Annotated in this window: 6 protein-coding genes; 3 read left to right on the top strand and 3 right to left on the bottom strand. The window is 68.1% G+C overall.

What is annotated here, in order from left to right; genetic code table 11:
* Positions 1-222: 222 nt before the first annotated feature.
* Both QH470_RS27660 and QH470_RS27655 read right to left on the bottom strand, forming a co-directional pair.
* The gene (locus tag QH470_RS27660; RefSeq protein WP_280275286.1) at positions 223-1,515 is read right to left on the bottom strand and encodes a cytochrome P450; all 1,293 of its coding nucleotides are present in this window, start codon (positions 1,513-1,515) and stop codon (positions 223-225) included.
* Positions 1,512-3,155: a class I adenylate-forming enzyme family protein gene (locus QH470_RS27655; RefSeq protein ID WP_280275285.1), complete on the bottom strand. Its 1,644-nt coding sequence runs from the start codon at positions 3,153-3,155 to the stop codon at positions 1,512-1,514. Before QH470_RS27655 ends, QH470_RS27660 begins: the two co-directional genes overlap by 4 nt.
* A 343-nt stretch (positions 3,156-3,498) precedes the next feature.
* On the opposite strand from QH470_RS27655, the gene QH470_RS27650 reads away from it, so the two are divergent.
* The 3 genes from QH470_RS27650 to QH470_RS27640 are packed head-to-tail and all read left to right on the top strand — an operon-like array spanning position 3,499 to position 12,703.
* Positions 3,499-4,482, top strand: coding sequence for a prenyltransferase/squalene oxidase repeat-containing protein (locus tag QH470_RS27650; protein ID WP_280275284.1), 984 nt, complete (start codon positions 3,499-3,501; stop codon positions 4,480-4,482).
* On the top strand, positions 4,479-11,864 hold the full coding sequence (locus QH470_RS27645; RefSeq protein ID WP_280275283.1) for a type I polyketide synthase: 7,386 nt from the start codon (positions 4,479-4,481) through the stop codon (positions 11,862-11,864). The genes QH470_RS27650 and QH470_RS27645 overlap by 4 nt, the downstream gene beginning before the upstream one ends.
* Complete coding sequence (locus tag QH470_RS27640) at positions 11,861-12,703, top strand: alpha/beta fold hydrolase (RefSeq protein ID WP_280275282.1); 843 nt, start codon at positions 11,861-11,863, stop codon at positions 12,701-12,703. The genes QH470_RS27645 and QH470_RS27640 overlap by 4 nt, the downstream gene beginning before the upstream one ends.
* 18 nt (positions 12,704-12,721) lie before the next feature.
* Here the strand turns inward: QH470_RS27640 and QH470_RS27635 are convergent, their stop codons facing one another.
* On the bottom strand, positions 12,722-13,438 hold the full coding sequence (locus tag QH470_RS27635) for a MaoC/PaaZ C-terminal domain-containing protein (protein ID WP_280275281.1): 717 nt from the start codon (positions 13,436-13,438) through the stop codon (positions 12,722-12,724).
* Positions 13,439-13,728 lie beyond the last annotated feature (290 nt).

Here is a 13,728-nt window from a genome sequence, read left to right as displayed (position 1 = left end):
CCCGTTCCGGCAACAATTGTCCCCATCCGCCACGTAGTGAATTCGATCCCCGCTCCAATTAATCTGCGATCGGGATCGTCCGCCTAACCTCGGCTACGTCAGCAAATCAATAGCTACCCACCTTGTGTCAGGGCGGATCGTCTCGCCCGCACGGCGGTAACCCTATGTCTGCTGGACCGCGTGAACATCCGCCATGACGGAGTGAAAGGTCCGTATCGGGAGTCATGAGCCGGCGCGCGCCGCGTCGGAGCAGCGTACCGGCAGGTGGCGCGGGCCGCGGATGACCCGGGACGGGCAGTAGCGCACCGGGCCGGCGATATGCAGCCGGGGGTAGCGTTCGTACAGCTTGCGCAGCGCGATCTCGCCTTCCAGCCGAGCCAGGCCCGCGCCGAGGCAGTAGTGGACACCGGTGGCGAAGGACAGGTGGTCGCGAGCATTGGGTCGTTGGATGTGGAACCGGCCCGGGTCGGCGAACACTGCCGGGTCTCGGTTGGCCGCGGCCAGTAGAGCCACGATCGGAGTGCCGCGGCGCAGCCGACCGCCGACGAGTTCGGTGTCCTCGGCGGCCACTCGCACGCTGTACTGCGCCGGAGCCTGCAATCGGAGCACCTCCTCGACCACCTGCGGGGCCAGATCGAGGTTCGCGGCGAAGATGTCGCGCTGTTCGGGATTCGCAGACAGCGCGACCACCGCATTGCCGATGATATTGGCCGTGGTGACGAATCCGCCGATGAGCAGCGCCTGGCAGGTGGCCAACAGTCCCGCCTCGGTCAGCCCGCCTTCGTCGGTCGCCGCGATAAGCCGGCTGATCATGTCGTCGCCCGGTCGCCGCCGTCGTTCGCCGACCGCCGCGGCGAAGTAGTCGGTGAGTTCGGCGAGCAGGACGTGGGTGCGTCGTCGTTCTCGCGCGGTGCGCGCGCCGTCCACGGTCGCGCCGAACTCGATACCCCACCGGGCGAATACGGCGTGGTCACTCACTGGCAGGCCGAGCATATCCGCGATCACGGCACTGGGAATGCGGAGCGCGAACTCATCGATGAGGTCGACCGGTTCGACACTGTGCAGCCGGTCCAGTTGCTTGTCGACCAGGTCTTCGACGAAGCTGCGTCGGGCGCGCATGGCCTGCGAACCGAACAGCGGTGCGACGATCCGGCGTAGCGCAGTATGTTCGGGCGGGTTTGCCGAGGCCAGCGAATCGTCCAGCGGATGCACCAGCATGCTGCTGTGCTGCCAGGACGCCGGCCCCAGTCGCAATCGGACGGCCGAGGTAGGCGCGGCGTGAAACCGGTCGCTGCGCAAGAGCTGATTGCAGACCGAGTACGAGGCGGTCATGCACAGCCCGCTCCGTCCACGGACCAGGTCGCCGCGTGCCCGCACTCGTTCGTACGCCGCATTGCTGTCGGCGCCGCGGGGCATGCTGAGGACCTTGGCGACCGGATCGCCCCGGAATGCCGAAGTCCGCAGCCGGACGGCGCTGCGGTACAAGTGCAGGACCGTCGCGAGATCGCTGTTCATGCCCGCGCCCCCGGTACCGGTCGAAGTTTGGGGGCCACCGTAATGCCACGATCGTCCAGCTCCGTGCGGATACGTTCGCGCAGGACGTACTTCTTGATCTTGGTGCCGGACATCGGCCATTCGTCGACGAAACGCACGTATCGAGGTACGCGGTAGGTGGCGATCGTGCCGAGGCAGAACTCGACGATCTCCTGCTCGGAGGCGGTCGCCCCCGGCTTCAGTTCGATGTACGCGGCCGGCACCTCCACGTAGTAGTCGTCGGGCGCGGCGACCACTTGCGCGATATGCACTGCCGGATGGCGCAGCAGGTAGTCCTCCACCTCCACCGCGGAGACGTTTTCGCCACCGACCTTGAGCATGTCCTTGACCCGGCTGATGAAGGTGACCCTGCCGTCGGTGTCGAGCACAGCGATATCGCCGCTGTGAAACCAGCCCTCGTCGTCGAAACTGCGGGCGGTCAGCTCCGGGTCGTGCAGGTAGCCGTCGAAACAGTTCGAGCCGCGGAACAACAGCTCACCCTCGCCGCCGGGCGGAACGTCGGTACCGGTGACCGGATCGATCACGCGGCACTCCATACCGGGCAGTGGGTGCCCTCCGGTGGTCACGCGCTGTTCGAGGGTGTCGGTGCGGCGGTTCAGCGACAGGAACGAGCTGGCTTCGGTCATTCCGAAACAGGACACCTGCAGCGCGTGCGGTACGCGGATGGCCATGTCACGCAGCCGCTCCGGTACGCCGACGGCCATCACGAGGCGAAGGGCGGACAGGTCGCGGCGGGCGAAATCCGGCTGATTCAGCACCGGGAGCCAGATCGTCTCGAATCCGGGCAGCGCGATTGTGCAGCGCTGGCGCTCCAGCTGGTCCAGGGCCTTGCCCGGTTGGTAGAGGCCGACATGGCAATAGCGGCAGCCGGCGTACAGCGCGGCGATGGCGAACGCCACCCCGCCGATGTGGAACAACGGCAGCGGCGTCCACACCCGATCGTGTTCGGTCAGGAACAATCGCGTCCGGGTCACCGCCGACGCGAACCGGACCAGCGCCTCATGACTGATCATCGCCCCCTTCGGGCTCGCCGAGGTACCGGAGGTGTACATCACCATCGCCGTGTCGCGTATCCGGACCAGCTGCTGACGCGCGCGCACCCGGGATCGGTCGACCCCGGCGGCCTCGGCCAGGAAGTCCTGCTCCGATATCGCGCCGCCCGGCGCCGGTCCGGCGCCGAGCATGATGATTCGCCGCAGATCCGGCGCCGCTGCCGCGATCCGCGACAGATCCGGCGCGGTCGTGTCATGGAACAGCAGCCGCATGCGCGAATGTGTGACCACCTGGGTCAGCTCATGATCCTTGAAGCGCGTGTTGACCGGCACCGGTATAGCGCCGACCTTCGCCGCGCCGAAGAGCATCGCGATCGAATCCACCGAGTTCGGCAGCAGGATTCCGATCGTGTCCCCCGCGGCGACTCCGGCAGCGAGCAGTCCCCTGGCGATCCACTCCGCGCGCGCGGCGAGCTCGGCGTAGCTGACCGCGAGGTCGGGGAAGGCCAATGCGATGCGGTCCGGATGCTCGTGTGCGCGCCGGTCCAGCAGATCACCGAGGGTGGTGGCGTCTATCCAGTGGGGTTCGGCGTGTGATTCTTGGTCCATTGATGACTCCTGAACGAACCGGCAAACCCCCCGCAGCACGGGTGAGCATACATCGAATGTGCTCAATCCGGCTATCGGCCGCAGGTAAACGCAAACCGGCTCGTCAACTGTTACGGCGGCTTTACGGAGTATCCCGCAGCGGTACCTGGATTCGTCACCGATGGGCCCGCGATGGTACGAAAACTGCTAATCCACCAATTGTGGGAAGTTGGCGAGATGATGTCCGCGGCCCGTGGTAGCGTGCGCCACGCAGGGGGATTTATGTAACGGTCGGCCCTGGAGTCCATGTGGAGCAAAGTAAATCCGTCCCCGGGCCCGGTTGTCGGGTCGTCGGTTCGACACCATGCTGACGTCGATCCTCGAATCTCGCGACCTCACCATCGAGCAAGTCGTCATCGAGGCGATCCGCTATTTCGCACGCTGCCGCCAGCCCGATGGATCCATCGCCGAGGATCCATCGATCACCGTGTTCCGGGAGTGGGACTCGGTCAACGCGGTCAAGGCGATCGGTTTGTGGCAGAACAAAATTCGACTCGATGGCCGCGCTGTCGCCGAGCCGGTGCTGGAGTTCCTCGCCGGCCGGGAGAAGGCCACCGGCATGCTCAGCTGGGGTGCGATCGAGATCGATCCGTCCGAATACTGCACCGAGACGAGCAGCGAATACATCTGTGCCCTGGGCTTGTTCGGGCGAGATGCGTCGGCCCGGTCGAAGGCCGACTTCCTGCGCGGGCAGCAGCTGCCGGACGGTCCGTGGGCGGAGGTGCACGGCCACATCCCGAGGGCTTTCCAGCTGGAGCCCTCGGTGACCGGGTTCGCGCTGGCCGCTCTGGAGTCCGTGGAATCCGAGCCGCGCTACCTCGACGAGGCCCTGGACTTCCTGGTCAGGAGGCAACAGGATGCCGGTCATTTCGGCATCAACTGGTACTACTACTGCACCCACTACTACCTGATGCGTCCCGCCGTCGCCGCCCTCGCCTGTTTCGGGAACTACGCGGCGGTCGGCCGGGCGCGCGATTTCGTCCTGGCGCAGCAGCGGCCGGATGGGAGCTGGTTCAGCGAGATCGAGGAGTTCGGCGAGACCGCCGCCGCCGAACTGCAGACCGCACTCGCGCTGGCCACCCTGGCGCATACCGGAGCATCGGCCGACGAACCGCCGCTGCGCCGGGCGATCGAGTGGCTGCTGGCCCGCCGGCGACCGGACGGGTCCTGGTTCGGCGGCCGCTATCCCTACCCGCGGACCGACAGCTACCGCCCGTTTCGGGCGACCCAGGACGTATTCACCACGGCACAGGTCCTCACTGCCTTCGAACTGCTGGAGACATCATGATGTACACCGAGGACGAGCCGATCGCCCTGATCGGCATCGGATGCCGGTTGCCCGGCGGCGCGACGGATCCGAACCTGTTGTGGCAGTTGCTCGAACAGGGTGTGGACGCCGTCGGCCCGGTTCCCGCCGACCGATGGGACAGGGACCGGTTCTTCTCGCCGAAACCACAGCAGCCGGGACGTCTCAATGCTCGCGAGGGCGGATTCCTCGACGCGGTCGACACCTTCGACGCTGCCTTCTTCGGCATCTCCGGTCGGATCGCCGAGCAGATGGATCCGCAGCAGCGCCTGCTGCTCGAGGTGACTTGGGAGGCGCTGGAGAACGCGGGAGTGGTGCCCGACGACTTGGCAGGCAGCCGGACCGGGGTCTTCGTCGGCGCGTGCAGTCAGGACTACGGCACGATGCAGTCCACGCCGAGTGAATTGACCGGTCTCGGGCCACATTCGGCCACCGGCACGTTCATGAGCATCGTGTCCAACCGGCTGTCCTACACGTTCGATCTGCGCGGGCCGAGCATGACGGTCGACACCGCATGTTCGTCGTCGCTCGTCGCGGTGCATCTGGCGGTGGAGAGCCTGCGCCGTGGCGAGAGCGACCAGGCGTTGGCCGGTGGGGTCAATCTGATGCTGACCCCGCAGTTCGGGATCGCGCTGAGCCAGGCGGCGATGCTGTCGCCCGACGGGCGTTCGCGCGCTTTCGACGCGTCGGCCAATGGCTATGTCCGCGGTGAGGGCGCCGGGGTGGTGGTGCTCAAACCGCTGAGCCAGGCCCGGCTCGATGGCGATCGGGTGTACGCGGTGATCCGGGGCGCCGCCGTGAATCAGGACGGCCGGACCCAGGGCATCACGGTGCCCAACGGGGAGTCGCAGGAGGCCAACTTCCACGCCGCCTTGGCCGCCGCCGGGGTGCGCCCGGCGGATGTCGGCTATGTCGAAGCGCACGGCACCGGTACCCCGGTCGGCGACCCGATCGAGGCCAACGCGCTGGGCCGGGTGCTGGCGGTCGATCGCGATCCGGACCGGACGGCGCTGATCGGCTCGATCAAGACCAATATCGGACATCTCGAGGCGGCCGCCGGTATCGCCGGACTTATCAAGGCGGCGTTGTGCGTCCAGCGTCGGAGTATCCCCGCCAGCCTGCACTTCCGGCAGGCGAACCCGGACATCGACCTCGCCGGATTGCCTATTGCCGTCGCAACGGCCGCCCAGCCCTGGCCCACCGGGTATCCGGTCGCTGTCGCCAGTGTCAACTCCTTCGGATTCGGCGGCACCAACGCCAATGTCGTTCTCGCCGAACCCGAACCGGCAGTGCCCGACACAGCCACGGCGGACCGGACATTGCCGACACCCACCGTGCTGACCCTCAGCGCCCGCAGTACCGCCGCCCTCGACACGCTCGCCGCGAGCTACGCGCACCTGCTCGAGACTCGATCCCCCGACCTGGAAGGATTGGGTGCCGCCGTCGCCACACGGCGCACTCACCACGAATTCCGTCGTGCTGTGGTGGCCGCCGACGCGGCGGAGGCGGCCGCGAAACTCCTCGCGGGCGCAACGATTTCCGGGCAGGTCCAGCGTGGCCGGACCGGTAGGGTCGTCTTCCTGTGCAACGGCCAGGGGCCGCAGTGGTATGCGATGGGCCGGACGCTGCTGGAGACGTCGCCGATCTATCGCGCGAAAATTCTCGAGTGCGACGCCGCGGCCGGCGCCTTCCTCGACTGGTCGATCCATGGGGCGCTGACCGCGGACGAAGCGTCGTCACGGGTCGGCGAGACGCATGTCCTGCAGCCTACGATGTTCGCCGTCCAGGTGGCGCTGGCCGACCTGTGGCGATCATGGGGCATCGTGCCGGACGCGGTGCTCGGGCACAGCATGGGTGAGATCGCCGCGGCGCACATCAGCGGAGCGCTGAGCCTGTCGGAGGCGCTGCGGATCATCTGCCACCGCGCGCGCATCCAGGAAAAGGCCGATCCGACGGGGGCGATGATGTTCGTCGCGCTATCTGCGGCCGAGGCCGAGGAGCTGTGCGCGCGACAGCCGGACGCACTCTGGGTATCGGCGATCAACAGCCCGCGGGCCAGCACACTGTCGGGTCGCCGGCACGTGCTGGAAGCACTGGCAGCCGACTTGGCCGGACGCGGCGTCTTCGCCCGCATCTTGCGGGTCAACTGCGCCTGCCACAGCCAGGACATGGAGCCGCTGCGGGATGAGCTGCTCACCGCGCTGGCCGGACTCCGGCATGGGCCGGCCGCGGTCCCGATGTACTCGACGCTGACCGGCGCGCGGATCGAGGGGACCGAACTGGGCACCGACTATTGGTGGCGCAATTTCCGGATGCCGGTGCAGTTCGAGCCGGCGGTCCGGGCCATGCTCGCCGACGGTTACGACACCTTCATCGAGCTGAGCCCGCATCCGGTGCTGGCCAATTCGGTCACCGAGATCACCGGCGACGCACTGGTCCTGCCGTCGCTGGTACGGCAGCGGGACGACTGGACCGTCTTCCTGGACTCGTTCGCGCGGATGTACACCGCGGGCGTGTCTGTGGACTGGCGGCGGCGCTACCCCGATGGCGGCAGCCCGATGCTCGATCTGCCCGCCAATCCGTGGGTGCGCCAGCGTTTCTGGAACGAGAGCGTCCTGTCGACGCGCCAGCGCACCGCACCCTCGGCACACCCCATGCTGCGGCCGGTCGACGGAGCCCGGCCGACCTGGGAGATCGACTGGAACGACAGCCGCTTGGCGTGGATTCGCGAACACGACGTCTTCGGCTCGGTGATCGTGCCCGGCGCGGCCTTTGTCGAGGCCGCGCTCGCGGCCGCCCGGGAACACACCGGTGGCCCGTGCGCGCTGGAGTTCGTGAAATTCGAGCGTGCGTGCGTGTTGTCCGACGAACCACAGGTGAGCCGGGTGGAGATCGATCCCGAGGACGGCACGTTCGAGTTCCACCAGCGGGCGGTCCGCGGCGACACCTGGCTGCGCAACGCCCGCGGCCGATTTCATCGGACCTCGTTCGGTGACACGGCCGGACGTACCTTCGATCCGGCCGAGATCCGCGACCGCTGCCGGGCGAGCTACCGAGCCGTGGACGTATACGGCCGCTTCGCCGCGCGCGGCTACGCCTACGGCCCCGCCTTCTGCGGTATCACCGATGTGCACATCGGCGTTGGTGAGACGCTGGCGCGGATCGGATCACCCCGAGTGCTCCGCAAGCGGCTCGGTGGATATCTGATCCATCCCGCGATTCTGGACGCCTGTTTCCAGAGCGCGATACTGCACCCCACCGAGGAGCGCCCGCAGGAGCTGTTGCCCATCAGCTACCTGCCGACCGGTATCGGGCAGGTCCGGCTGTACCGCGAGATCTCCGTTCCCGTGTGGTGCTATTCGCGGCTCCGCAAGAACGATGACAGTCTGATCGTCGACATCCATCTGCTCGGCGAATCGGGTGAGCTGGTTGCCGAATTCACCGAGCTCACCGCCAAAGCCGTTCGCTGGCACCGCGATACGGACCGCGTCGAGAATCACATCTACGCGCTGACCTGGCAGCGCTCGCGGTCGCTACCACCGGAGCGCAGCGCGCTGACGATGCGACCGGCCGAGCTCGCCGCAGAGATCGGCCCGCGTTCCGGCGCGCTGGCAGAACGGGTGGACCGGCGTGCGTACACCGGGGTGTATCAACGGGACGTGGCCCGGCTGTGCGCCGCCTACGTGACTCGATGCCTCGAGCTTCTCGGTCTCGACGGCGAGTTCGTTCTGGACGACGTCCCCGGCCTGCTGCCGAAATACCGGCGGGCGTTCCAAGGAATGCTGCGGTTGCCCATGGCCGAGGGCGGTGTTGTGGAGTCCGGCGACCGTTTCCGGATCGTGCAGCGCACCGGCGGTGATCCCGAATCACTATGGGCCGAACTGTTTTCCAGGCATCCGGCGTGTGCGTGGGAGCTGCTGTTGCTACGGCAGACCGGCAGGCGCCTGCACGACGTTCTGGTGGGCTCGGTCGACCCGCTCGAGTTGTTGTTCGCCGACGACGCATTGGCGGATGCCGAAGCGATCTACCAGAATTCGCCGATCGCGCGGTACTACAACCTGCTGGCCGGGCTGCTCGTGGAGCGGCTGTCCGAGTCGGCGGACCCGCGGCGGACCCTGCGCGTTCTGGAGGTCGGGGGCGGAACCGGAGGCATGACCGCGAGTCTGCTGCCGGTACTGCCGGCGCAGCGATGTGAGTATGTCTTCAGCGATGTTTCCGCCGCGTTCCTCGGCGCCGCCCGGGAGCGGTTCCGCGACTTTCATTTCGTCGACTACCGCGTCCTCGACCTCGAACACGACCCGGCCACACAGGATTTCGAGGACGGAACCTTCGATCTCGTGGTCGCCTCCGATGTGGTGCACGCTACTGCCGACGTCAAGAAGACCCTCCTCTTTCTGCAGGACATGCTGGTCCCCGGCGGTGCGCTGTTACTGCTGGAGGCGACGCCGGACAACCCGTGGCTCGATCTGACCTTCGGCCTCACCGACGGCTGGTGGTCCTTCCGCGACCAGCGGTTGCGGCCCGAGGGTCCGCTGCTCACCGGCCAGGCATGGCAGGATCTGCTGTACTCGGTGGATTTCGACGATGTCGCCGTCTTCGGTGCTCCCGGCCCCGGTTCACAGACCGTGCTGCTGGCCCGTACGCCCGAAGCGCCGCCCCGACCGGTTTCAGTGCCCGACCAGGTCGAGAAGTCTGCCACCTGGCTCATTCTCGCCGACTCCGACTCCGACGCCGATCCGCTCGGCGCGGTACTGGCCGCACGGATCGACGCATCCGGGGACCGTGCGGTACTGGCATACGACCTCGCCGACTGCGATCCGGACGAACTCGCGCCCGCGGCGGTCGTCGACGTCCGGGGCGGCGGAGGGCTGGCGCTCGATACGGCATTGACGGAGTCGTCGGTGCGGTTGGTCGATCTGGTCCGGGCCATGCAGCGAGAGGGTAACCGCGCCCAGCCACGCCTGTATGTCGTCACCCGCGGCGCGCATGCCTTCCGTAACGAACAGGTCGATCTGTCGGGCGCGGCGGCATGGGGTCTCGGCGCCGTAGTCGGACTCGAATCACCGCAGCTGCGCTACACCGTGATCGACGTGGACCCCGAACCGTCACGGCTCGACGTGGACGCGGTCTGGGCGGAGCTGCACACCACCGATCACGAGCGGGAGATCCTGTGGCGGGCAGGAGAACGATTCGTCCGCCGGCTGGTACCGCGGTCACCGGAACCACAGCCGATGCCCGCCCGGCGCCTGCCCGGCCACACCGGGTTCGCGCTGACCACCGCGAGCCCGGGAGCCTTGGACGGGCTGCACTATCGCGCCGGAGACCGGATCGCCCCAGCCGCCGGGCAGGTGGAGATCGAGGTGGTCGCGGCCGGACTGAACTTCCTGGATGTGATGATCGCCCTGGGCCAGGTGCCGCCGCTCGAGGCGACCGCCGGTTACCGGTTCGGCGCCGAATGCGCCGGCGTCGTCACGCGGGTCGGCCCCGGTGTCGAAGATATAGCCGTCGGCGATCCGGTCGTCGCGGTCCATCCGGGCCAGGGCACGTTGGCAACCCACCTCACCCTGCCCGCCACCCACGTCGCTTCGAAGCCCGCGACGCTGAGCTTCGAGGCCGCCGGCTCGGTGCCCATCGCCTTTCTCACCGCGTGGTACGCGCTGCATCGGCTGGCCCGTCTCGGCGCCGGTGAGCGGGTGCTCATCCATGCCGGTTCCGGCGGCACCGGCATGGCGGCGGTGCAGCTCGCGCAGCTCGCCGGGGCCGAAGTCTTCGCGACCGCAGGCAGCCGGGCGAAGCGGGAACTGCTGCGTGCCCTCGGCGTCCGGCATGTGTTCGACTCCCGATCGCTGGAGTTCGCGGACGAGGTGCTGGCCGCCACCGACGGCACAGGCGTCGACGTGGTGGTGAATTCGCTTGCCGGTGAGGCGGTTTCCCGCAGCATCGCCTGCCTGGCGTCGTACGGCCGCTTCGTCGAACTGGGCAAGCGCGACCTCCTCCAGGACCGCGCACTCGGCCTGCGACCGTTTCTGCGCAATCTGGCGTACTTCAGCTTCGATCTGCGTCAACTGCTGGTGGACCGGCCGGAGGAGGTGCACGCGGCCCTCGAGGCACTGATGCGGCGGTTCGCCGCGGGGGAGCTGCGACCCGTGCCGTATCGGATCTTCCACCCGTCCCAGACCGAGGCGGCGTTCCGGCATCTTGCGGCGGCACGGCATATCGGAAAGGTGGTGCTGGCGATGGACGAGCGCCAGGTCGATGTCGTTCGCCCGCCGGACATGCCGGCCGTCGACGGTACTTGGCTGATCACCGGCGGACTCGGCGGCGTCGGGCTGGCGATGGCCGACCGGCTGGCCGATCTCGGTGTGCGCAGCCTCGCTCTGGTCGGCCGCTCCGGGGTGTCCGGCGATCAGGCGGCGGCCCGGGTCGCCGAACTCCGGCAGCGCGGTGTCCGGGTCCTCGCCGAGGCCGTCGACGTCGGTTCGCGCACCGAGGTCGTGGCCTTGCTCGCCGGGATCGAGCGCGAACTGCCACCGTTACGCGGGATCCTGCACTGCGCCATGGTGCTCGATGATGCCCGGCTCGCCGATATGGACCGCGATCGGATCGCACGGGTGCTGGCTCCCAAGGCATTCGGTGCCTGGCATCTGGACGAGTTGACCGCGCACCTGCCGCTGGCCGCGTTCGTCCTGTTCTCCTCCGCGACGTCGATGGTGGGCAACCGAGGCCAGGCGAACTATGCCGTGGCCAACACCTTCCTGGACCACTTGGCTCAGGCCCGGCACGCCGGGGGGCGACGGGTACTCGCGGTGAACTGGGGAGCGATCACCGACGTCGGGTACGTGGCGCGTCACGACGATGTCGGGCGCGTCGTCGCCACCACCGGGATGCGCGGTTTCGGGTCCGCGCAGGCATTCGACGCCCTGACGGCCCTGTGGCACGGGCAGCTGCCGCAAGCGGGTGTGCTGCCGATGGATTGGCCACAGTTCTTTCGTCATCACGGCCTGACCCCGGACACACAACCTCGCTACGAGCATGTGCCCGCGGTGTCGCACGCGTCCGCGCAGACCGCCGTTTCGAGCGGTCCGCTGCGCCGGCAACTGCGCACCTCCTCGGCTTCCGACCGCCGCGGCCTGGTCGTCGAGGCCCTGACGGGCCGGCTGGCGGCGGTGCTCGGCATCCCCCTGGATACGCTCGACCAGGAGATGCCGCTGATGGACTATCTCGATTCGTTGCTCGCGGTGGAGATCAGTTCGTGGCTGGAGCGGGAGCTGGAAACCAAGATCACCATCATGGAGCTGATGAAGGGTCCCAGCGTGCTGCGACTGGCGGATCGGGTGCTCGTCCAACTCGACGAGCAGCGATGACCATGGACGACGTGACGTTCTTCCTGCCGCGCGCCGGAATCACTCTGCGCGGCAAGCGAACCCGATCATCCACTGGTCTGCCCACCCTGTGTCTGCACGGCATCCTGGATAACTGCGCGAGCTTCGGTCCGCTGGCGGAGCGGCTCACAGGTCCGGATCTGATCGCGGTCGACCTGCCCGGCCACGGTCTGTCGGACCCGATTCCCTCGGCGACGTGCCATTACCTCGACTATGCGGCGTGCGTGCTGGAACTCGCTCGAACCCAGGGCTGGGAGCGGTTCCACCTGATCGGCCACTCGCTGGGCGGTGCCGTGTCCACACTGGTCGCGGGCATCCACCCGGACAAGATCGAACGGCTCGTCCTGCTCGACGCCATCGGTCCGTTGTCCGCCGAACCGGGGCAGGCGGTATCCGGCATCGCCCGGTATCTCGATACCTATCTGCGTGGCGACAAGCATCCGACCTACCGGAGTCGTACCCACGCGGTGAAAACCCGGGTGCAGCTGGGTGACATTCTGCTGGAGACGGCGGAGGCGCTCGTCGAGCGTGACTTGCGGGAGACCGAGGGCAGGTTCTCCTGGCGGCACGACGCCCGGCTCAATCGTGGTCTGCCCGCGACCTTCGGCGAGGAGCAGGTGCTCGCATTCCTGCGCAATATCTCCGCGCCGACGCTGCTGATCACGGCCGAGCGGACCGCCCTCGTGGAGCCCTATTATCCACAGCGCATCGACAGCGTGCCCAAGTTGCGGCGGGTCACCTTGCCGGGTGGTCACCATCTCCACATGGAGAACGTGGACGCGGTCGCCGAGGAGATCCGGGGTTTCCTCGTCAACGGCTGACCCGCCCGGGGAATCTGCTCAATCGGTGGTGACCGTGCCCGAGAGCACCGGTTTCGCCACCCGGCTCGGTACGTGTGTGACGAATACGAGTTGCTTGTTCTCGGCCCACACCCGGGTGCGCAGAACCTCACCGGCGAACACGACCCCGAGGAAGCGAGCCGAGTATCGGAGCACCCGCGTGGCGTCTTCGCCGAGGAACGTGTCCACGACCGCCGCGCACACCATGCCGTAAGTGCACGCTCCTTGCAGGATCGGGCCGGGCAGACCGGCGGCGGTGGCGAAATCTGTGTCCGTGTGCACATTTCCGGTGAGCGAGTGCCCATCGCAGCATCGTTGGTACAACACGGCTTGATCGGGTGAGGTCGGCGTGACCGTCACCGAATCGGGAGGCCGGTTCGGAACAGGCGCCATGCCCGAGGGGCCGGGCCCGCGACCGCCGTTGCCTTCGCCGCGCGCGTGGATGCGGGAAATCCCGCTGACAACCGCGTTGCCGACGACATCGACCAGGACGGTCCGCTGCACCAGCACGGCCGCGTCGCCCCGGTCTTCGATACCGACGACCGATCCTTGTAACCACGCGCTCCCTGACGCCGGAAGCCCTCGGTGGACGATAAGCTCCTGTTCCTGCTGCAACAGGTTTGCCAGGTCGAGCCGGATCCCCGGAAAGCGGATCTCGGGTGGTTCTCGGTGATGGAACTCGGGCGAGGCGACGCCGAACATTCCGGGCGCCGTCATCGCGAATGTCGGAAGCGGGCCGCGGGGGGGGGGGGGGGGGGGGGGGGGGGGGGGGGGGGGGGGCGGGGGGGGGGTGGGGAGGGGGGCAGCGGCAAGGGAGAGGAGAGGGGGGGAGAGGGGGCGGCGGGCGGGCGGGGGGGGCGGGGGGGGCCGCGGCGCGGGTGGGGGGCTCCCACCTTGTCACCCCCCCCCGGGGGGGGGCCCCCCCCCCCCCGCGCCAGTGACGCGGCTACCGCGTCCAGGTCACCGGAGGAACGGAAAGTGCCTCCGCCGGAGGCCCGTACGACATC

This window comes from Nocardia wallacei (assembly GCF_029868745.1).
Taxonomy (GTDB): domain Bacteria; phylum Actinomycetota; class Actinomycetes; order Mycobacteriales; family Mycobacteriaceae; genus Nocardia; species Nocardia wallacei_B.
This window is presented reverse-complemented; position numbering and strand designations above follow the sequence as displayed.

Bases quoted from the DNA above. Each gene is read 5' to 3' on its own strand.
- QH470_RS27660 (WP_280275286.1), bottom strand. From the start codon at position 1,515: ATGAACAGCGATCTCGCGACGGTCCTGCACTTGTACCGCAGCGCCGTC.
- QH470_RS27655 (WP_280275285.1), bottom strand. From the start codon at position 3,155: ATGGACCAAGAATCACACGCCGAACCCCACTGGATAGACGCCACCACC.
- QH470_RS27650 (WP_280275284.1), top strand. From the start codon at position 3,499: ATGCTGACGTCGATCCTCGAATCTCGCGACCTCACCATCGAGCAAGTC.
- QH470_RS27645 (WP_280275283.1), top strand. From the start codon at position 4,479: ATGATGTACACCGAGGACGAGCCGATCGCCCTGATCGGCATCGGATGC.
- QH470_RS27640 (WP_280275282.1), top strand. From the start codon at position 11,861: ATGACCATGGACGACGTGACGTTCTTCCTGCCGCGCGCCGGAATCACT.
- QH470_RS27635 (WP_280275281.1), bottom strand. From the start codon at position 13,438: ATGACGGCGCCCGGAATGTTCGGCGTCGCCTCGCCCGAGTTCCATCAC.